Origin of the sequence: Pedobacter jeongneungensis (genome assembly GCF_039538295.1) — a bacterium.
In the GTDB taxonomy this organism is placed as follows: Bacteria; Bacteroidota; Bacteroidia; order Sphingobacteriales; family Sphingobacteriaceae; genus Pedobacter; species Pedobacter jeongneungensis.
Map to the genome: position 1 here is coordinate 63,559 of NZ_BAABBY010000011.1, position 21,606 is coordinate 85,164.

Sequence of the window (21,606 nt, forward strand, 5' to 3'; positions counted from 1 at the left end):
GATTAATGTCCGTGATCTAAATCGTATTCATTTACATCTTTATGATCGTATGGTTCTTCCATCAGTTCATCAATGGTTTTTCCTTTTTTGTTGAAACCAAAGCGCTCTAACATTCTGTCGAATATTAAATACACTACCGGTACTACAATTAAGGTTAAGAATAACGAACTGGTTAATCCACCTACAATAACCCATGCCAAACCGTTTTTCCACTCCGCACCGGCGCCACTGGCCAATGCAATTGGAAGCATACCGAATACCATGGCGATGGTTGTCATTAAAATTGGTCTTAAACGAGCATGGTTGGCCAAAACAAGCGCTTCTTTGGTTTCTTTACCTTCTGCCTTTAAGTGGTTGGTAAAATCGACCAGGATAATCGCGTTTTTCGCTACCAGACCCATCAGCATGATCAAACCTAAAATGGTGAAGATACCGATTGAGTTATTGGTTAAAGCCAGCGCTAATAATGCCCCAATTACCGCTAACGGAAGCGAGAACATTACCACCAGTGGATAGATAAAACTATCGTAAAGGGCAACCATAATGAGGTAAACCAAAATAATAGAGGCTAATAAAGCGATACCTAAAGTACCAAAACCTTCGCTCTGGTTCTCCTGATCACCCGCCCAGCTGTAACTTACACCAACCGGAGCTTTTAGCTTACCATTTTTTTGCATTTCTTCCAGTTTGGCCTGGAATTCTGCAACCACGGTTCCTGTTGGTCTACCTATTGATTGAGCCTTAACTGATACCGAAGTAGACTTATTTAAACGCTCTAACTGACTCGGACCTGAACCTTCTGTAATGGTAGCAAACTGCGATAATTTAATCTGTTTACCATCAGCGTTTACAAAAATCAGGTTACGTACGTCGTCAATATTCTGACGGTTAAAGTTTTGATACTGGATATTGATATCGTATTCGTATTCACCTTTTCTGTATTTACCATCGGTATTACCCGCAAAGGCTGTCTGCATGGTAGAACCTACGGTTTGTAGGGTTAAACCAACAGCCGACATCTTATCACGGTCTACCTGAACGTTAATCTCAGGGGTTCCTTTTTCTACCGATAATTTAATCTCCGTAGCACCCGGAATCGAAGCAAGCACTTTTTGGGCACCTTCCGCATATTTTAAAGCACTATCTAAATCAGATCCCATTACCACCAACTGGATCGGTGCATTTTCTGCAATACCCAGGATACTGATCGGAACGGTTTTTACTTTTGCTCCTACCAATTCTTTAGCCAGTGCACGGCTCATTTTGGTAGCGAAAATATCAGAAGACACGCCTTCACGCTGATCGCGCTCAACAAGTTTTACGTTGATTTCTGATTTATAGGCTGTTGCCTGCGTACCACCGAAATCACCTGTTGATTGTCCAACGGTAGTAATTAGCTGGGTAATTTCCGGTTGTTTATCTAAATAAGCTTCAGCTTTTTGTGTCAGGAAGTTGGTTTGCTCTAAAGATGCATCTTTAGGTAACTCCAACTGAACCAGGAACTCGCCTTTATCCGATTTAGGGAAAAACTCAGAACCGATAAATCCACCCACCAATAAACCGCATGAACTTAAGAACATTACCACAACGGCGATTAAAGTTAACGCTTTATGGTTTAACGACCATGTTAAAATGCTGGTAATCCAAAGGGTAAATTTCTTTAACTGTTTTTCGAACCAAAGGATAAAACGGCCAAATATATTTTTGCCTTCTATGTGTTCTAACTTACCAAAACGTGAGAAGATAAGGGGTACAATGGTAAATGAAGCCACCAATGAAAGTAGTGTTGCAATAATTACCACAATACAGAACTGACGAAGGATGTTCGAAACCAGACCGGTACTTACCGCAATAGGGAAGAATACCACCACAATTACGAAGGTAATAGATACAACCGTAAAACCGATCTCTCTTGTCGCGTCAGATGCTGCCCTAACTTTGTTTTTACCCATCTCCATGTGTCGCTGGATATTCTCCAGTACCACAATCGCATCATCCACCAGGATACCTACCACGAGTGATAGCCCCAACAGCGACATTAAGTTTAAGGTAAAACCGAACAGGCTGATTCCGATAAATGTAGCAATTAATGAAACCGGAATCGATACCATTACAATTAACGCATTACGTAAACTGTGCAGGAAGAAAAGCATAACAAAGGCCACCAAAATAACCGCAAGGATTAAATCGTGGATTACCGCATCTGCAGATTCTAAAGTAAAGATCGAGCTATCGTTAACAATTCTGATATCAAGCTTATTGGCTGCGTATTCATTTTTAAGTTTAGCGATAATGGCGTGTACACCTTTACTTACCTCTACCGCGTTTGCATCACTTTGTTTAATGATCTGAATAGCGATAGATGCTTTACGATCGATACGGGCCAGTTTTTCGGTTTCTTTTTGCGAATCCTGAACATCGGCCACATCGCCTAAACGGATCTGTGCACCATCTTTAGAGGTGGTTAAAACCAGGTTTCTCAATTCTTCCATACTCCTGTATTTACCCGATAAACGGATCAATACGTCCTGGTTTTGAGTTTTTACACTTCCTGTAGGGAAATCCAGGTTAGAAGAAAGGATCAGTTGCTGCACTTGTGGCACCGAAAGGTTATAACCCTGTAATTTATCAGCATCTAATGAAACCTGAATTTCACGCTCCGAACCACCTACCAGGTTAACCTGCGCAATACCGCTTACCCTCGAAATTACCGGGGCAATACGTTTGTCGATCAGATCGTAAAAAGTAATATCATCCATATTGGCCGAGGCCGACATGGTAATTACCGGTAAATCATCCAGCGAGAATTTACTTAATGATGGCGTTTTAACATCCTCCGGTAAATCAGAAAGAATGGCATTTACCTTTCTTTGTGCATCATTTAAGGAGATATCGATGTTTGCCGCATCAGTAAGGGTGATGGTAACGGTAGATAAACTCTCAAACGATACAGAGTTGATCTTTTTAATGTTTTCCATCGATGATACCGCATCCTCAATTTTTTTGGTTACGGTATTTTCAACCTCATTTGGTGAAGCACCAGGGTAGATGGTCGAAATAGATACTACGTTGTTAGAGAATTTTGGAAGTAATTCATAACCCAACGAAAAGTAACTTAATAGCCCGAGCAAAGTAAGTGCGGTAAACACCACAATCACCAGCGAAGGCCTTTTTATAGATATATCTGTTATCTTCATTTTAATTAGTATTGCGTTTTGCGATTGGCATATCGCGTTTTTAAAAGCCGAAAAATTCCTTTAACTTATTTTACGATACTAACAGGAGCACCCTCAGTTAAGTTAATCTGTCCACTGATGATTACAGTTTCTCCTTCTTTTAAGCCATCAAGAATTTCAACGTTGTCGCCCAAAATACGACCGGCCACAACATTGCGGGTTTTAGAAGTATTGCTGGCTTTATCCAATACAAAAACCTGGTTGCTGCTTACACTACCCACAAAAGATGTACGTGGAATAATAATGCTTGGAGCCTGTTTAGGAAACTTGAATATTGCTGTTCCGTACATACCTGCTTTTAAGGTGTTTTTGTGGCTGTTGTCTACTTCAATTTCAATCGGGAAGTTTAAAGTTCCATCCGCTTTTGCCGCAATAAAAGTTACTTTTCCAGAGAAATTATCCGTTGGGAAAACAGATGATTTAATTTCGATCTGATCGCCGATTTTAAGATTTGCAACCTGCGATTCGTTTACGTTAACTTTCAGTTTTAATTTAGAAACATCAACCAGTTCGAATAACTGGGTACCCTGAGCAGTTACAAAAGCACCAACCTCAATGTATCTTTTGTTTACAATACCGTTAATTGGCGATTTAATGTTGGCATCGCTTAATTTTCTTTGTGAAGCCTGTAAACGCAATTTTGCATTTTTAGTAGCCAGTTTAGCCTGGTCTAACTGTTGTTGTGTAACACCACCAGTTTGGAACGAGCTTTGGTACCTTGCCTCATCCCTTACCGCATTCTGGTAAGTAGCTTCAGCGGTTTCTCTGTCGGTATTGATAATTTCTGCATCAATACGGGCCAAAACCTGACCTTTGCTTACACGGTCGCCTTCATCAACATTGATGGCAGTAACACGACCTGCATTTTCTGATAAGAAATTAAGTTCCTGCTTTGGAACAAAGTTTCCGTTAGCCGCAAAATCTAAATTCACAGCTTTTCTCTCTACTTCAGCAACACGAACGGCAACAGCGCCACCACCTTTAGCAATGAAAGCAGTTTTCTCTTCATTCTTCTTTTTATTGTTGCTTAAAACATAAGCTATTGCACCAAGGGCAACAACAACTACGATAATTATGGTAATTACTCTTTTCATTTCTATTGTACTAGCGATTTAATATTTCCGTTTGATTTTATTAATTGTATTTCGGCTATTTTGTAATTCAATAAAGCCTGTGTATAGCTGTTCTGTGCCGATGTAAGTGCATTTTCTGTATCCAGAAGATCAGTTAAAGAAGCTAAGCCATTGTTATAGTTGTTCTGTGTGCTTTTGTAAATTTCCTGAGCTAAATCGGCATTTTTACGTTGCGATTTAATGGTGTTAAGGTTGTTGCGCAACTGTATTTTAGCGTTCTCGTAAGCCAGGTTTAAAGAGTTTACAGATTCTTTTCTGCTTTCTTGTGCTTTTTTAATGTTCACATCTGCCTGGCGGATTTTTGAACGTGTTAAAAAGCCGTTAAAAATTGGCACTTTTAAAGTTAGTCCAACTGCTGATGCGCCATACCCGATTGCAGCAGCATTAGATTTTAAGAAATCGAAACCGTCACTCTGGCTTGAATACGTGTAATTTCCGGTTAAAGCCAGTGATGGATAATATTCAGCAACGTAAGCTTTTCTCTGGAGCGATAAAAGTTTATCCTGATTGTTCAAAAGTTTAACTTCTGTTCTGTTGGCCAGATCGATAGAATCTGTAAATACAGGTAAGGTAGTTACTTCAGTTAATTCGGTAGCAGGCAGGATAATTGGTGTAGAAACCGGCATACCCATCGAGAATTTCAACTGATTTTCCAATTGTGTAATCGCGTTGATGGTTTGTTCACGTTGTGTAGTAAGGTTAGTTAAGTTAACATTAATACGGTCAACATCAATTTTTCTGGCCAAACCATTTTTAAACTGGTTTGAAACAATTTTCTCTACAATCTTCACATTTTTAATGTTGGTGTCGATTACGTTAAGCTGTTGTCTGTTTACCAAAACCTGGTAATAATTATTGGCAACCAGTTCGATAATCTGTTCTTCCGTTAATTGCGAAGTAAGGTTGTAATACTCTTCGCTCGATCTTGCAGCCTGTAAACCGGTAAAAACCTGCTGGTTAAACAACTGTTGCGAAAGTTGAACACCCGCAGTCGAATTCCAGTTCTGGCCCAATTTAATCGCCTGTGTCTCCCCTCCGAAATTTGCAACCAATTGACCGATAATCGGGTTGTAGGTTAAACCCACATTTCCTGTAAGCTGAGGTAAAGCCTGCGCCCTAACTTCCTCTACCTTATATCTTCCGCCTTCAATATCCAGTTTCGCATTCCGGACCTTTGTATTGTTTTGGAGCGCATAGGTTAGCGCATCTTTTAAGGTAACCTGCTGCTGTGCAGTTACCAGCTGGGGTAAAACCGAGCCGATTAGCAGTAGAAGCATTAATTTTACCAATTTTACTCTAAGCATAATGTATTGTTTTTTTGTTTTTGGGTTCTTATCTATTTAAGTTTTTATTTCAATCTGCGCATCTTAAACCCCTTACAAATATGGTAGTGAGGTTTTTTTGCTTCAGTGTCATTTTATTAAATGCCTTTTTATCCGGGAAAAGATCTTTACCTGTTTCCATTATGCACATGGTGCAAAGGCCCATCAAACTTTCTAGGTAAAGCTCTGCCACATGGAAAGTATCATCGTGCTCTATTTCCCTTTTTTCTTTTGCGCGGCTAAAAATTTCTGCAAAGAATTCTTTTTCTGATCCTTTTAGGGTTTGTAGCTTGCCTTTTATCACATCATCATTTAATAAATCAGGAATACCTTCGGTAATCCGCAACATGTAATATTTTTGAAAAAAGGTGTTTCTAACGTCTATGGTGTTAAAAAGAATCTCTTCTAAAGGAAGATCGGGATTGTATTTCTTTTTGATCAGTTCAAAAAAATCATGGAATACCCTTTCTATTACGCCTATAATTAAATGTTTTTTATCCGGGAAATAATAATAAAGCGATGGTTTGGAAACGGAAAGATCTTCTGCAATATCATTCATTGTGGTTTTACCAATACCAAAATGGATGAAGCGTTTTATCGCACCATCAATAATCTGCTCTCTCTTTTTATCGGCTACAATCATTTTACTTTTCTACTTTCTGACTTTTTTAATATTTTAGTCAAAAATAGTGCTAAAAAATCATTTGTCATGAAAGGTTTGTTCAAAAGCGCATTAAGCTTACAATTCTATGACGCATTTTTGTTTCTTCTGCTGTTTATATATCTTTACAAACCAATCATTTATAAATCTTGTCAGTATTCCTTAACGTTTTAACTGTATTATTTACCATCGTTTTGATGGAGTGTTTATCATGGTTTATACACAAGTATTTATTCCACGGACCGCTGTGGTTTATGCATAAAAGTCATCACCAGAAAGCGAAATCATTTTTCGAGTGGAACGATATTTTCGCGCTATTATTCGCTGCACTTTCCTTGTATTTAATGTACACCGATCGGGATGAGCTGGGTTACAGGTTTTTTATCGGCTTAGGCATTTCTTTATATGGCATGGTTTATTTTGTGGTGCACGATTGGTTTGTGCACCGTAGGTTTAAAACCTTTAAAAGCAATAACACTTATTTACAGGCAGTGAGGAAAGCGCATAAAATCCACCACAAAAACAGAGGTAAGGAGAAAGGAAAAGCTTTTGGGTTGTTGTTTGTAAGGAAGAACCTAATAAAAAATGATTAGTATATTTTTTAACTAATTAATCAGTTTTATATTTATGTTGTAAATATAAAACTGATGAGAAAACTTATTTTTTGCTTTGCATTACTCTTTAGAGGATGATACATGCACGATTTTAGCTCACCGGCAGAATTATACACAACCTTCTCAAACCGTTTAAAAACAGTAATAAAGGAAAAGCAATTAAAAAGAAAATCGATGAAGAAAAGAATAATGCTTCATGAATTTAGCAGTGGTTATTCTTGGCAAGGTGCTTGTACTTGTATTTTAAACTTGTGCTATGAAAAAAATCTATTATTGCTGTTTATTTTTATCATTTGTTGTTATTACATCATGCCATAAAAAAGCAAAAACCGATCAGGACCGGGCCGTTGAACTTGTAGAAGCTAAGTATAAAGACAGCGACCAAAAACTCAGTTTCGACAATGCAAAGCTTGATAGTCTCTATAATATTTCTCCAGAAGCTTATGGCGATAGCCTTGCAAAAGGGAATGAACTGGATGCTACTTTAGCTAAATTGGAAAGTGAGATTGAGCATTTAAGTCAGGCTGAATCTGATAGTGTAGGTTTAATCAGCGCAAAATTGACAAAAGAAAGGTACCATTTACTGGAGCTTGCCAAAACCAAACCTGTTTTTATCGGCTGGCAGCTTACCGGCGTTAAAATAGAAGCGCCACAGCAGGCAGTTAAAAGCTTTCACTTTGATAAGGCAATTACAAAAATTGTAGAATAATTAGCCCGTAAACTAATTGGGGAGCAAATGCCACATCTTTAAATTACGCTATCTATTTATTTCTTACTTTTGCCGCATAACACAAAATCAAAATGCTTCAAATTCAGGAAAATATTTCATTAAAACCTTATAACTCCTTTGGTATCGATGTTAAGGCTCATTTTTTTGCCGAAATATTTTCGGAAGATGATTTGAAGGAACTTTTTCAGCGTGACCTGGTTAACTCCCAAAAGCTGTTTATTATTGGCGGAGGGAGTAATGTGTTGTTTACTCAAGATTATAATGGCTTAGTCATCAAGATTAGCATCAAGGGAATTAAATCTGAAATTATTGAAGATAAAGTATCAGTAACTGCAGGAGCTGGTGAAGTTTGGAACGATTTTGTAAACTATTGTGTAGCGCATCATTTTGCTGGGGTAGAAAATTTAAGTTTAATTCCGGGCACGGTTGGGGCATCGCCTATACAAAATATTGGTGCCTATGGCGTAGAACTGAAAGATGTTTTCGACAGTTGTACTGCATTTGAAATCAAAACCGGAACAATTAAAACCTTTACCTATGCTGATTGTCATTTCGGGTACCGCGAAAGTATTTTTAAAGGTGAATTAAAAGGGCAGTATATCATTACTTCGGTTACTTTCCGATTGTCTTCCTCAGCAAAAATTAATACCTCTTATGGTGCAATTGAAACAGAACTTCAGGCCAGGGGGATTGAAAACCCAAACATTGCAGATGTTTCTGCAGCAGTATCACATATCCGCGTAAGTAAACTGCCTGATCCCTCTACCATTGGCAATGCAGGTAGTTTCTTTAAAAATCCGGTAATCGAAAAGTATGAATTTGCAGATATTGTGGCTAAACACCCCGATGTGGTGCATTATTCAACACCAGATGATAAAATTAAACTGGCAGCAGGCTGGCTAATCGAGCAATGTGGCTGGAAAGGCAAAATTGTAGGCAATACCGGTACCTGGAAAAACCAGGCTTTGGTTTTAGTTAACCATGGCGGCGCAACTGGCACAGAAGTTTATCAGTTTTCTGAACAAATTATAGACAGTGTAAAGTCTACTTTTGGAGTCACTTTAGAACGGGAAGTAAATATTCTGTGACGAAAAGTTGCTGTAGGATGTATTTACGCTTTTGGCACCGTGCCAGAAATTTTTGGTACTAAGTTTGTTTAGGTTTAGTAGAATAAGCAATAATTTGTTTTAATCTACCTAAAGCTAAAAATCATGACAAAATTTGAATTCAATCATCTGGTTAATCATCACTCGGTATCACTTAGGTCTTATGCTTTAAATTTCACTAAAGACGCAGAAGACGCAAATGATTTGGTTCAAGACACCATGCTTAAAGCAATTACTTATTATAATAAGTTTAAGGAGGGTACGAACCTGAAAGGCTGGTTATTTACCATTATGAAAAACACTTTCATTAATAACTACCGTCGTTTGGTAAAAACCAATACTTTAATTACACAGAGCGAAGATATTTCTTCAGCGAACCTTTCATATAGTGCTACTAAAAACCAGGCAGAGAGTAAATTTGTATTAGGCGATATAGATAAAGCTCTTTCTCAATTGCCGGAAGAATATTATGTGCCGTTTATCCGTTATTTTGAAGGATATAAATACCACGAAATTGCTGATATGCTTGAAATTCCAATCGGAACCGTTAAAACACGTATTCACGTAGCCAGAGGAATTTTGAAAAAATACTTAAAAACATATTCGAAAGAAATTGCCAGTACCGAAATGGCTTAAGATACATCAATCGAAAAACAAGGGGCTCAGATATTATCTGGGCCTTTTTTGTGTTATTTATTTCCATTGAAGGTATTGTCATTTAGAGTGGAATGCAATGAAGTAGAGAACCCGAATGCTCAGCGAAGCTTAATCTGCCTAGAATAGATTTCTCCCCGCCTGTACGGGCAGGCGTTCTGCTATGCTACAGTTGAAATGACGTCATTTAATTTAATTGGTCGCCTGGAGTAGATTAATGCAATTTCATCCCAAAACGTCTTAAAAAGCAAAAGGCCTGAAACTTCAGGCCTTTTTGCTTATCATATATTTGGTTAGTTGATTCTTATTTTTTCTTTCAACAATTCGCCTTCTCTCTTATTTCGAAACAAATGCAAACCCCGAACGATTATGTGTTTTGAAGCTTTATTGCAGTGTTTTTGTTTTGTGGTTATAAAGATAAGGGAAATTTTAAATTTGTCAAGCTTTTTTTAACTTTTTTTTTATTTCTTTTGCTACCACTTGCCCGGATATGATTGCAGGCGGCACTCCGGGGCCTGGAACGGTTAATTGTCCCGTATATAAAAAATTTGTTACTTTACTTTTCATCTTCGGTTTTAGAAAGGCGGTCTGTTTCAAAGTGTTTGCTAATCCATACGCATTTCCTTTAAAAGCGTGATAATCGGCTACAAAATCATTCATGGCATAACTGCGTTTAAACAGAATGTTATCTTTAATGTCGTTTCCGGTTAAATTTTTAAACCGGTCGATTAATAAATTAAAATATTCTTCCCTTTTGCTTTCGCTATCTTTTAAATTTGGTGCAAGCGGAACCAAAAAGAAAAGATTCTCGCAACCCTCCGGTGCTACACCCGGATCGGTAACCGAAGGACAACAAGCGTAAAACAATGGTTTTGATGGCCACTGCGGATCGGTATAGATTTCTTCGGCATGCTGATCGAAATCTTCATCGAAAAACAGGTTATGATGTAGTATGTTATCCAGTTTTTTATTTAAACCGATGTAAAATAAAAGACAGGAAGGGGCCATGGTTCTTTCGTCCCAGTATTTTTCGCTGTAATTGCGGTATGGCGCATCAAAAAGGTGTTGGTCGATGTGGTGATAATCGGCATTGCCTATAAAAAATTCGCTTTTAAAACTGCCTTTATTGGTAATCACCTCTTCGGCAATATTGTTTTTAACTGCTATCTTGGTTACTTCAGTATTAAAAATAAACTTTACACCCTGCTCTTCGGCAATGTTTTGCATGGCGTCTACAATTTTGTGCATACCACCCAGTGGGTACCAGGTACCTAAAACGAGATCGGCATAGTTCATTAAACTGTACAGGGCCGGGGTATTTTGTGGTGTAGCTCCTAAAAATAAAACCGGGAATTCTAACAATTTTCTTAGTCGCTCATTTTTAAATAGTTGATGAACGTGCCTGCGCATATTGCCTAAAAGCTGAAGCTTAATTCCGCTGGCGGCTAAACGCGGATCGAAATACTCCATTACGCTGTGCGAAGGCTTAAAAACATACTCATTCATGCCCACATCGTATTTGTATTTGGCCTGATCTAGAAAGGACTGGAGGTTTTTAGTGCTGCCAGGTTCTAATTGTTCGAACAACTGGTATAAATAATCTAATGTTGCCGGTACATCAAGCGTATCATCTTTGCCAAAGTAAATGCGGTAAGAAGGGCTTAACCTTTTCAGCTCGTAAAAATCAGAGGTTGTTTTATTAAAGAGCTGGTAATAATTTTCGAAAACATCAGGCATCCAGTACCAGCTTGGACCCATGTCAAAAAGGAAACCATCTTTTTTCCAGGTACGGGCGCGTCCGCCGGCCATTTCGTTTTTTTCGATTACTGTAACTTCGCAGCCGTCTTTTGCAAGTAAAGCAGCAGCAGCCAGGCCCGCAAAGCCGGCACCAATAATGGTTACCCTGGGTTTTTTCTCCATGGTGTAAATAAAGTAAATTTATTGCGTTTTGTTTTTGTTTTTTGTCATTCAATAGACTTTGTCATCCTGAGCGTAGCGAAGGATCTGTTGTGTATTAGCACTTACTTAAATGTTTCACTGGCTTTGATGGTAAGGTGATATTTGGGTTCAGTGTTTCATTGGTTGGAGATCCTTCGCTGCGCTCAGGATGACAGCGGGGTAAAAAGATTTGTCATTCTGAACGCAGTGAAGAATCTGTTTTGTATTAGCACTTACTTAAATGTTTCACTGGCTTTGACAGTAAGGTGATGTTTGAGGTTCTGTGTTTCATCAGTTAGAGATCCTTCGCTGCGCTCAGGATGACAGTGAGATTAAGTGTGTAGAAACGACTTATTCTTCAATAACCATATCATTAAGAAAATTCCAGTTTTTGTTTTTTAATTCAATTAAAGCATTCTTTTTTGTCCTTGTCCAGCCTTTTATTTCCTTTTCACGTTCAATAGCAACTTCAATGTGTTCAAATCTCTCAAAAAAAACCAGGTAGTGGCAGTTGTATTTATATGTAAAAGCAAATTTATTTTCTTTGTTATCTATATGTTGCTTAAGTCTTGCTTCCAAATCATTGGTTACTCCGGTATAAACAACAGTTTTGTTCTTGTTTGTTAAGATGTAAACGAAATAATTATGATCCATTATTAAAAATAAATATTTTTTTTAATAAAGTATTTGCCATTCTGAGCGCAGTGAAGAATCTGTTTAATAGCTGCACAATCGCAAAATCTCGAATTTGCTTTGGTAAAGAGATATTTTGGGGTTCTGTGTTTCATTGGTTAGGGATCCTTCGCTGCGCTCAGGATGACAGCGGTGTAAAAGATTTGTCATTCTGAACGCAGTGAAGAATCTGTTTTGTATTAGTTCTTACTTAAATATTTCACTGGCTTTGATGGTAAGGTGGTGCTTGGGGGGCGGTGTTTCATTGGTTGGAGATCCTTCGCTGCGCTCAGGATGATAGTGGGGCAAAAATATTTGCCATTCTGAAAGCAGTGAAGAATCTGTTTTGTATTAGTTCTTACTTAAATGTTTCACTGGCTTTGACAGTAAGATGATGTTTGTGAGTCGGTGTTTCATTGCTTAGGGATCCTTCGCTGTGCTCAGGATGACAGTGGGGCAAAAATATTTGCCATTCTGAACGCAGTGAAGAATCTGTTTAATAGCTGCACAATCCCGAAATTTTGAATTTGCATTGGTAAAGGAACAATTTGGGGTTATGTGTTTCATCGGTTAGAGATCCTTCGCTGCGCTCAGGATGACAGTGGGGCAAATGCGCTCAGCTTTTCTTACCTTTACACCCAAACATGATTAAACTACGCATTATCTTTTTTCTGCTCATTGCAGCATGTAATATTACTTATGCCCAGTTATCTACCCAGGAAATTGCGGTATTGAAAACCAACATGGTCAAAGCAGTAGAAAACGCTAAACTCACCGATTCTTTATTTACTAAATTGAATAAACTGCCAAATAAAACAGCACTGATTACCGGTTATACAGGTACTTTAGAAGCATTAAAAGCAAAACACTCATGGAATCCGTATAATAAGATTAAATATGTAAGCCAGTCGCTAAAAACTATGCAAAAAGCGATAGATATGGATAAAGAAAATATGGAAATCCGTTTTATGCGTTTTTCAATCGAGTTTTACACCCCTGCTTTTTTAGGCTTTAGTAAAGATCTGGCAACAGATAAAAAGGAAATTATTAAACATTATCAAAATGAAAATTTTGGCCTTGCCGACGATGAACTGGTTAAAAATGTAGCCAGATTTATGATTGATAGTAAAAAATGTACACCTGCAGACATTAAAATTTTAAAGAAACACCTCTAAATGAATTATACCTATTTACTTATTAACCTCGCCGTAATTTTTTTTCCGCTGGTTTTATCTTTCGATAAAAAGGTGCATTTCTTTAGCAAATGGAAATTTATATTTCCTGCCATATTAATTACCGGAGTAGTGTTTTTAATCTGGGATATGCTGTTTACCAAACTTAATGTGTGGTCGTTCAACCCCGATTATTTGATCGGTATAAACTTAATGGGCTTGCCTTTAGAAGAAATGCTCTTCTTTCTAACCGTTCCATACGCTTGTGTGTTTATTTACGAGTGTTTAAATGCTTATTTCCCGAAAAACCATCTGCAGAAATATAGTCTGGCAGTAAGTAATTTATTTCTGGGTTTGTGTGTGGCTATGTTATTTTTTGGTTACAGTAAATGGTACACATTTATCAATTTCGGTTTTTTACTTTTGGTATTGGGGTATGTAGAATATGTAAATGTAAAATTCAGGTTTATGTATAAATTTTACAGGGCCTATTTCGTTTCGCTTATTCCTTTTTATATCGTGAATGGATTTTTAACGGCTATTCCGGTGGTGATGTACAATAACAAAGAAAATCTAGGTTTTAGGGTGGGAACAATCCCTTTCGAAGATCATTTTTATTTAATGGGCTTGTTATTGATGAATGTTTTTCTGTATGAGGTTTTTAAGGCTAAAGCGAATAGAAGCGTAGTGTAAGATTAAATTCGTTGATTTTTTGCTGGAAAATGAATGTTTGGTAATGCTTAGGGGGCTGCGGTCCCGCTTTTCGTTTGTAGTGCCGGCGTGAAGCCGGCAGCTACCACTACAATCGGGTTTAACAACAAGGGTTTGTGCACCCTGCAAACCCCGAAGATGAAATAAAGCCCTGGCCACCTAGCCCCGGTTGGAGCGGTACCCTGCAGCAACGAGGTACGAGGAAGCAAAGCGTATAAGCGTAAAATGGGAAGAAATTAAGTGTTTTGCAGCGGTTTTGCGCTTCTAACCCAATAAAATTCGTCATCTCGACTGGAGCCTTTTGCGGAACGCCTGCCCGTACAGGCGGGGAGAGATCTGTGCTCAATAGATTTAGCTTCGCTGAGCCTTCGGGTTCTCGATTGCGTTGCACTCCGCTCGAAATGACGGTATCACTGGAGAGACTGTCTTCTTAAATTTTTCTATCTTCAACCCGAAATTAACATCAATGGATTTACCCGCTTATACCAAACAACAGCTCGCCTTACGCAATGGACAGGACAAACCACAGATTTGGGTAGCTTACAAAGGGCTGATTTATGATATGACGGATAGCAGGTTATGGCGCAACGGTAAACATTATGAACATTGGGCCGGACAGGATTTAACCGACGAACTGCCCGACGCACCACATACCGAAGCCGTTTTCGAGAAATTTACGCCCATTGCCGTGTTGGTTAAACCAGGTTCATTTTAGTGAGCGTAGCTTGTTTTAACTCCTTAAATTCAGACGGCCTTTTGCCTACCATTTTATAAAAAGTATTACTAAAAGAGGAAATACTGTTATAACCCACCTGGTAGGCCACTTCGCTGATGGTGGCATCGCTTTCCAGTAATTTTTCCATTGCTTTAATCATCCGGGCCAGTTTCAGGTATTGAAAAAAGGAAGTATCCAAAGCCGATTGAAATAACCTCGAGAGCGTACGTTCACTAAAGCCCATAGCCTTACCCACACTTTCTAAACTCATGCCATCATCGGCCAGTCCATCCACAATATGCCGCAATACCGGGCGCAACCGCATGTTTTCGGTAGTAGGGAGCGCAATAGGCAGCGGATGTTCGCTCACTACCGGCAGAATATTTTTTAGCGTATTTAAAAAATCGTATTCATGCGTTTTCGGGGTAATATTCCCGTTCCAGCGCTCCGAAAAGAGGAACATTTCGAGCAAAAGGTTATTTACAGGATAAATGCCAATCTTTTTATAAAATGGGTTTTCATCGTCGGTAGTGCTATCGAAATAGATGTTCCGCACTATGGCGGCATGGTAGCGGTGTTGCAAATGGTGCTCTACCCCGGCGGGGATCCAGACGTAGTGCCGGGCAGGCAAAAAGTAAGATTTTTCTTTAGTGTATAAAAAAATAATGCCGCCTTCTACATAAGTAAGCTGCCCCTTTAAATGGGTATGGTCTTGAAATCGGTCTTCGAACCTGCTATGCCAAACATACATGGTTTCTGGTTTTTCGTCGATTGCAAATAAAAGGTCTTCGTTGCTAACTTTTATCATTTGGCTGGTTTGAATAAATATCTGTCAGTTTAGATAAAACAAAGTAACAAATCTGTAGCGAAATTTGCATTATTAATTAACAGATATGATTTTTTTAAAGCGTAAAAGAATGTTCTGGGTATGCATGGCCTTTCTTTTATCATCAGTTTTTGTACATGCACAAGCCGTTCCCGATCAAAGCAATTTTACCATTAATCAAGTTTGGGCACTGGCTGATAGCAACAATAAAAAGATGCAGATGCAGGGACTTAACGTGCAGGCTGCCGATGTACATGTAAAAGTAAGTAAGGCAGAAAGATTGCCTGAAATTGCTGCCGAAGGACTTTATGCACACGTTTTTCCGTTACCCATTTACGAAAACGGGTTATTCCATACCCCGAGCCAGTTTCCGGTTGCGCCCACATATTATAAAGCCGGTGCCGATGCTTATTTCAATATCTATAACGGCGGAAAAACCACTACCGAAATTAATGCTTCGAAAGTAGAAAGTGAATTGAGCAGGATCCAAAAAAGCCAGAGCAAACAGGAAATCCATTATACCGCAGCGGTTTATTTTTATGATGTATTCCGCAATATTTCTTACAGGACTTTATTGGAGCAGGACATTCGCGACCGCGAAAAGCAATTGGCTGAAATTAACCAGCTCTATAAAAACGGTACAATATTAAAAAGTGATGTGTTAAGGGCCGAATTACGTCTTTCGAAACAAAAAATGCTGCTTACCGAAATCGAAAACAGCATCGGCATTGCCAAACAGAAACTCAACATTTTAATCGGGAGGGCAGATGATGCGCCTTTAAATCCACAGATCTCAGACCAGGAAACAGATGCTATTGCGTTAAAACAGGTTGATGAATATTTTAATGATGCAAAAACAGCGTCGTATAAGATACAGATTTCGGAAAAAGAGCAGGCGCTGGCCAAACTGAAGCTTAAAAATGTAAAATCGAATATCATGCCTTCTCTGGGTTTCTTCGGTGAATATACTTTTGCTTATCCGCAGATCCAGTTTTACCCTTATGCACTTTCGCTTTACAGTAATGGTATGGTTGGGCTTAAGCTTAAAATTCCGATTTCATCGTGGTACACCAATCAGCATAAAGTAAAAGAAGCGGAAATTAAAGTACATCAGCAGGAGGTAGAAGATGAGGATGTAAAAGATCATATCCGCCAGGAAGTGCAGGAAAACTATATCCGCTATAAAGAATCGGTGCAGCGCATCACATTGGCCGAAGAGAACATTAAACAGGCTGCAGAAAGTTACCGTATTGTGCAGAATACGTATTTCAATCAGTTGTCGCTTTTAACCGATCTGCTTGATGCCGAAACCCAGTTACTGCAATCGAAGTTCGAACTGACCACTGCAAAAGTGAATGCCAAAATGCAATATTATCAATTACAAAAAGCCGTAGGAAATTTATAAAATGAACACACAGAAACAAAGCAAAGCCGATAAAATCATCAGCAGAATTACCACCATCATCGCGCTCATCGTTTTAGCGGTGCTAATGGTATGGGGTGGGAAAACCCTTTTCGGCTATATCAAATATGAAGAAACCAACGATGCGCAGGTGGATGAGTACATTAATCCCGTAACGGCAAGGGTAAGCGGTTACATTAAAGCGGTAAAATTTGAAGAAAACCAGGAGGTGAAAAAAGGCGATACGCTGGTGCTTATTGATGATGACGATTATACCGTACAGCAGGATGAGGCTTCGGCTTCGTTGTTAAATGCCAAAGCACAGGTTTCGGTACAGCAAAGTAACATTAAAACCGCACAGAGTACCGCAATGGTTGCTGCAGCTAAAATTGCAGCTGCAAAAGCAAAACTCTGGAAACAGCAGACAGAATATAACCGCTATAAAAAACTTTTCGATGCAGAATCGGCCACACGCCAGCAATTAGAAACGATAGAAAGTTTATTGCAGGTAGCACAGGCCGAATACCTGGCGGCCAAAGAAGATTATGCAACTGCCATTTCGAGAACGAACGATATTAAAGCGCAGCGCGAAGTACTGGCATCTGAAATAAAAAGAAGAACAGCAGTAGTAAAAAGAAATAACCTGAATACCTCCTACACAGTTATTGTAGCACCTTACGATGGCAAAATGGGCAGAAGAACGATACAGGTGGGGCAATTGGTTCAAACCGGCCAAACCATCGCCTATCTGGTTGATCGCAGCGCAGGGAAATGGGTAGTGGCCAATTTTAAGGAAACGCAGATTGCTAAAATGCATGTTGGTGAAAAGGTAAATGTAGAAGTCGATGCTTTCCCCGGACAGTCGTTTCAAGGTGAAATAGAATCCCTTTCCGGTGCAACAGGTTCGCGGTTTTCGTTATTGCCGCCAGATAATTCGACCGGAAATTTCGTGAAAATTGCACAAAGAATCCCCGTACGTATCCGCCTGGATAAGCAGGATAAAGGGCTTGATGCCTTAAGTGCGGGCATGAGTGCCAGTGTTAAAGTGAAAAAAAATGACTGATCGTTTGCCCATATTTAAAAAAAGGGTACCCGAATGGCTGGTGATACTGAGCATTTTTGCGGTGCTCCTATCATCCGTATTGCTTTTTGCACTATCTACCGCTGATGGTACCGCTGCGGCAGGTTATTATGGGGCCAGTGCCTCCGACATCCAGTTTTCAATGTTGATGTTTTACGCAGCTGTAGCCAGTTTTGCAGTGGTAGAGCGGCGGTTTTTCGCCCGGGTAGTTACCAAAGATTACCTGCTGATCTGTATTATTTTAGAAATCCTGATTGCCTATTGGTGTTACCATACGCGTGAAATGTGGCTGATTTTTACCCTTCGTTTTTTACAGGGAATCGTAAACTGTGGTTTAACAAGCATTTCGCTGAATCTGCTTTTTAGCCGCTTAAAATCAGAACATGCAAAAGAAACCGGTTATACCATTTTTTATGGAATGATCCTTTGTGTATCGCCCCTTACAGCATTGTTTTCGGTGCCCATTGTAGAAAATTATGAATATAATGTGGTTTATAAGGCCATTATTTTCTGCTTTTTACCAAGTGCCGTGCTGCTTTTCAGTGTAATTAATCGTGTGCACATTTTGCGCAAAACACCACTCTATAAAATAGATTGGATGAGTTTTGTACTTTTCTCAACCATGTTGGTGCTAATTGCTTACGTATTGGTTTATGGGCAGGAGTACGATTGGCTGGATGACGAAAGCATTGTTTATTCTATATTGGCCATTCTGTTTCTGTTTGTGGTTTCGATAGCCCGGCAGCGTACTTTGAAAAGACCTGCAGTTGATCTGTCGGTGTTTAAATCGAGGAATTTCGCCATCGGGATTGTTTTTTTGGTAATTCTGTATATCATTCGCGGTGCTTTCAGTTTAACTTCTTCTTATTTTATTACGGTTTTAGGAATGGATTCGCTGCACGCCAACGAAATGATGATTTTTAATATCGCCGGGGTAGTAGTTGGTTCTATCATCGCGATCCGTTTTCTTATTCGTCAGAGACATTTAAGAATACTGTGGGTAACCGGTTTTGTATTCCTTTTTGTGTTTTTTATATGGATGTGTCAGTTATTTGCAACCGAAGCGGGGACGGATAACTTTTACCTGCCTTTGTTTATGCAGGGTGTAGGTGCAGGTATGGTAATGTCGCCGATTGTGATGTTTATTATGTCATCAGTACCTGAAAATATGAGTCAGTCGGCGTCTTCTGTAGGGATTTTCGTTCGTTTTTCGACTTTTAGCCTGAGTTTAGCCTTTATTAATTTCTATCAGTTATACTTTAAAGGAAAACATAACGATGATTTGCGGAGTAACCTTACTTTACTCGATTTTAACCTGCCGGATAGGTTAAAAATGTATCAATCGGTACTAAACAGCAGGGGGATGCCCCGCGATGAAGCTGGTAAAGCGGCAATTGGCTTGCTCAATAAAGCTGTGCAAAAGCAAACATTTCTACAGTTCTGTGTAAGCTATTATGAGTGGATTGCGGTACTTTGTTTACTATCGATTATTCTGATTGCCCTACAACCGGTTATCAGCAGAACGGTGATTAATTTAAGGAACAGGCAGCCTGCAGCGGTAGGGTTTTAGTAGGTGAAACGAAACGTAATGCGATGGAGAGATTAATTGACTTAGATCTAGCTTCGGTGGCTTAAACTTTGACAATCTTTATGCATACAGCCGAAAAAGATTGTCAAAGTAAGTGCTTATCAACCGGTGCGGAGAGATCTGTCTCGAGATAGATTTCTCCGTTCCGCTACCGATGAAAAATCGGCACGCTACAGTCGAAATGACGGAATGGGCTAAAAAAAACCGCAGGTTTAGAAGAAATTCATCCCTTAAACCTGCGGTTCCTTTATTTTGAATTGCCAGTTGTCAACTGAAAACTGCCAATTGAGAACTGATTAAGCTTCTATTGTAAACGCGCTTAAGCTTACAAACTGTTGAATCCTTGCGGCAACTTCTTCATCAGTTAGGTTTAACAACTTTTCTGTTCCGAATTTTTCAACGCAGAAAGAAGCCAGTGCCGAACCATAAATGATCGCATTTTTCATGTTATTGAAGTTGATGGTGCCCACTTTTGCTAAATAACCGATAAAACCACCTGCAAAGGTATCGCCTGCACCGGTTGGATCGAAAACTTCTGCCAATGGTAGCGCGGGAGCAGAGAAAATCTGATCTTCATGGAACAATAATGCACCATGTTCGCCTTTTTTAATAATCAGGTATTTTGGTCCCATGGCAAGGATTTTTTTAGCTGCCTTAACTAACGAGTATTCGCCTGATAACTGACGGGCTTCTGCATCGTTAATCGTTAATACATCAACCAGTTTAATGGTTTCCAGTAAATCATCCATCATAATGTCCATCCAGAAGTTCATGGTATCCATTACGATTAGTTTCGGGCGGTTTTTAAGGCGCTTAATTACGGTTTGCTGTACCTGTGGTGTTAAATTGCCCAACATCAGGTATTCGCAGTCCTGATAGCTTTCAGGGATAATCGGGTCGAAGTTTTCCAATACGTTTAATTCCGTAATTAAAGTATCGCGGCTGTTCATGTCGTTATGGTATTTCCCCGACCAGAAAAATGATTTTTCGCCTGCTTTAATCTGTAATCCTTCGGTATCAATGCCGTGATTGGTAAAGGTATCGATGTCTGACTGATGGAAATCATCGCCAACCACTGCTACAATTTTTGCTTTATTATAAAAGTAAGAAGCAGCTAAACTTGCGTAGGTTGCAGCCCCACCAACAATTTTATCCGTTTTTCCGAAAGGAGTTTCAATAGCATCAAAAGCTACAGTACCTATGATTATCAGGCTCATATCTTTGTATTAATTTTTTTTCTAAATTTTTTCACTGCAAATATTGCATAAATAATTTAAAAGCCCTAATATTGCATTCCCAAAACGAACAAGGGTATGTATGTTGTAAAGCATCAATAACCACGTTTTAGGAAACAACCAGCACTCCTTCTTAGCTCAGCTGGTTGAGTCCCGCAGGTGCGGGATTAATCAGAGTTAAGAAACGATCAGAGGATTTTGATCGGAATTAGTATAAACAAACCAGAATAAATAAATATTCCTTCTTAGCTCAGCTGGTTGAGTCCCGCAGGTGCGGGATTAATCAGAGTTAAGAAACGATCAAAGGATTTTGATCAAATTTAGTAAAGTACAACCAGAATAAATAAATATTCCTTCTTAGCTCAGCTGGTTAGAGCATCTGACTGTTAATCAGAGGGTCGCTGGTTCGAGCCCAGCAGAGGGAGCTTCAAAAACCACAATGAAAGTTGTGGTTTTTTGCGTTAAGGACATTTTAAGAGCCTTCCGGATCAGCTGGTTAGCGTCCCGCAGTTGCGGGATTAATCAGAGGGTTGCTGGGAGTAAGATCCCGATTTTTCGGGAAGCCCAGCAGAGGGAGCTTCAAAAACCACAATGAAAGTTGTGGTTTTTTGCGTTAAGGACATTTTAAGAGCCTTCCGGATCAGCTGGTCAGCGTCCTGCAGTTGCGGAATTAATCAGAGGGTTGCTGGAGAGTAAGATCCCGATTTTTCGGGAAGCCCAGCAGAGGGAGCCGGTTTGAAAGCTTTACAACGAAATTGTAAGGCTTTTTTGTTTATAACAACATTCCGTTTTAATATACTTCTACCTCAT

General features: G+C 39.2%; 18 protein-coding genes and 1 tRNA gene. 11 read left to right on the plus strand and 8 right to left on the minus strand.

Annotated features, from left to right (window positions below):
* Positions 1–2 precede the first annotated feature (2 nt).
* From ABD769_RS20255 to ABD769_RS20270, 4 genes are all read right to left on the minus strand, one after another.
* Positions 3–3,197: an efflux RND transporter permease subunit gene (locus tag ABD769_RS20255; RefSeq protein ID WP_344853181.1), complete on the minus strand. Its 3,195-nt coding sequence runs from the start codon at positions 3,195–3,197 to the stop codon at positions 3–5.
* Between the two features lie 65 nt (positions 3,198–3,262).
* Positions 3,263–4,330, minus strand: a complete 1,068-nt coding sequence (locus tag ABD769_RS20260; RefSeq protein ID WP_344853182.1) for an efflux RND transporter periplasmic adaptor subunit — start codon at positions 4,328–4,330, stop codon at positions 3,263–3,265.
* Positions 4,331–4,332: 2 nt separating this feature from the next.
* Positions 4,333–5,673: a TolC family protein gene (locus ABD769_RS20265; RefSeq protein WP_344853183.1), complete on the minus strand. Its 1,341-nt coding sequence runs from the start codon at positions 5,671–5,673 to the stop codon at positions 4,333–4,335.
* A 49-nt stretch (positions 5,674–5,722) separates the two neighbouring features.
* Complete coding sequence (locus ABD769_RS20270) at positions 5,723–6,334, minus strand: TetR/AcrR family transcriptional regulator (RefSeq protein ID WP_344853184.1); 612 nt, start codon at positions 6,332–6,334, stop codon at positions 5,723–5,725.
* A gap of 167 nt (positions 6,335–6,501) precedes the next feature.
* On the opposite strand from ABD769_RS20270, the gene ABD769_RS20275 reads away from it, so the two are divergent.
* The 4 genes from ABD769_RS20275 (at position 6,502) to ABD769_RS20290 (ending at position 9,438) form a co-directional block, all read left to right on the plus strand.
* Positions 6,502–6,945 carry a sterol desaturase family protein gene (locus ABD769_RS20275; protein WP_344853185.1) on the plus strand — a complete coding sequence of 148 codons (444 nt, stop codon included), beginning with the start codon at positions 6,502–6,504 and terminating at the stop codon, positions 6,943–6,945.
* A gap of 277 nt (positions 6,946–7,222) precedes the next feature.
* Positions 7,223–7,675: a hypothetical protein gene (locus ABD769_RS20280; RefSeq protein WP_344853186.1), complete on the plus strand. Its 453-nt coding sequence runs from the start codon at positions 7,223–7,225 to the stop codon at positions 7,673–7,675.
* A gap of 92 nt (positions 7,676–7,767) precedes the next feature.
* A complete protein-coding gene (gene murB, locus ABD769_RS20285; protein WP_344853187.1) occupies positions 7,768–8,784 on the plus strand; it encodes a UDP-N-acetylmuramate dehydrogenase in 1,017 nt (338 codons plus the stop codon).
* Between the two features lie 123 nt (positions 8,785–8,907).
* Positions 8,908–9,438: an RNA polymerase sigma factor gene (locus ABD769_RS20290; RefSeq protein ID WP_025142035.1), complete on the plus strand. Its 531-nt coding sequence runs from the start codon at positions 8,908–8,910 to the stop codon at positions 9,436–9,438.
* Positions 9,439–9,894: 456 nt separating this feature from the next.
* On the opposite strand, the gene ABD769_RS20295 is transcribed toward ABD769_RS20290, so the two are convergent.
* Together ABD769_RS20295 and ABD769_RS20300 are read right to left on the minus strand one after the other, a co-directional pair.
* The gene (locus tag ABD769_RS20295) at positions 9,895–11,376 is read right to left on the minus strand and encodes a phytoene desaturase family protein (protein ID WP_344853188.1); all 1,482 of its coding nucleotides are present in this window, start codon (positions 11,374–11,376) and stop codon (positions 9,895–9,897) included.
* Between the two features lie 369 nt (positions 11,377–11,745).
* Entirely contained in the window at positions 11,746–12,048 is a 303-nt protein-coding gene (locus ABD769_RS20300; RefSeq protein ID WP_344853189.1) for a GIY-YIG nuclease family protein, read from the minus strand.
* Between the two features lie 662 nt (positions 12,049–12,710).
* On the opposite strand from ABD769_RS20300, the gene ABD769_RS20305 reads away from it, so the two are divergent.
* From ABD769_RS20305 to ABD769_RS20315, 3 genes are all read left to right on the plus strand, one after another.
* Complete coding sequence (locus tag ABD769_RS20305; RefSeq protein ID WP_344853190.1) at positions 12,711–13,241, plus strand: hypothetical protein; 531 nt, start codon at positions 12,711–12,713, stop codon at positions 13,239–13,241.
* A complete protein-coding gene (locus ABD769_RS20310) occupies positions 13,242–13,931 on the plus strand; it encodes a lycopene cyclase domain-containing protein (RefSeq protein WP_344853191.1) in 690 nt (229 codons plus the stop codon).
* A 484-nt stretch (positions 13,932–14,415) separates the two neighbouring features.
* On the plus strand, positions 14,416–14,664 hold the full coding sequence (locus tag ABD769_RS20315) for a cytochrome b5 domain-containing protein (RefSeq protein WP_344853192.1): 249 nt from the start codon (positions 14,416–14,418) through the stop codon (positions 14,662–14,664).
* On the opposite strand, the gene ABD769_RS20320 is transcribed toward ABD769_RS20315, so the two are convergent.
* Positions 14,645–15,472 (minus strand): helix-turn-helix domain-containing protein, encoded by an 828-nt coding sequence (locus ABD769_RS20320; protein WP_344853193.1) that lies wholly within the window; start codon positions 15,470–15,472, stop codon positions 14,645–14,647. The two genes, ABD769_RS20315 and ABD769_RS20320, sit on opposite strands and share 20 nt — an antisense overlap.
* 85 nt (positions 15,473–15,557) lie before the next feature.
* Here ABD769_RS20320 and ABD769_RS20325 point away from each other — a divergent pair, with 85 nt between their 5' ends.
* From ABD769_RS20325 to ABD769_RS20335, 3 genes are read left to right on the plus strand one after another with little or no spacing between them, the layout of a single operon-like run.
* Complete coding sequence (locus ABD769_RS20325) at positions 15,558–16,895, plus strand: TolC family protein (RefSeq protein WP_344853194.1); 1,338 nt, start codon at positions 15,558–15,560, stop codon at positions 16,893–16,895.
* A gap of 1 nt (position 16,896) precedes the next feature.
* Positions 16,897–17,955, plus strand: a complete 1,059-nt coding sequence (locus tag ABD769_RS20330; RefSeq protein ID WP_344853195.1) for an HlyD family secretion protein — start codon at positions 16,897–16,899, stop codon at positions 17,953–17,955.
* The gene (locus ABD769_RS20335) at positions 17,948–19,543 is read left to right on the plus strand and encodes an MFS transporter (protein WP_344853196.1); all 1,596 of its coding nucleotides are present in this window, start codon (positions 17,948–17,950) and stop codon (positions 19,541–19,543) included. The genes ABD769_RS20330 and ABD769_RS20335 overlap by 8 nt, the downstream gene beginning before the upstream one ends.
* Positions 19,544–19,857: 314 nt before the next feature.
* Here ABD769_RS20335 and ABD769_RS20340 read toward each other — a convergent pair whose 3' ends face one another.
* Positions 19,858–20,778 (minus strand): PfkB family carbohydrate kinase, encoded by a 921-nt coding sequence (locus ABD769_RS20340; protein WP_113950757.1) that lies wholly within the window; start codon positions 20,776–20,778, stop codon positions 19,858–19,860.
* Positions 20,779–21,147: 369 nt separating this feature from the next.
* Between ABD769_RS20340 and ABD769_RS20345 the strand changes: the two genes are divergently transcribed.
* Positions 21,148–21,221, plus strand: a tRNA-Asn gene (locus ABD769_RS20345).
* The last annotated feature ends 385 nt before the right edge of the window (positions 21,222–21,606 follow it).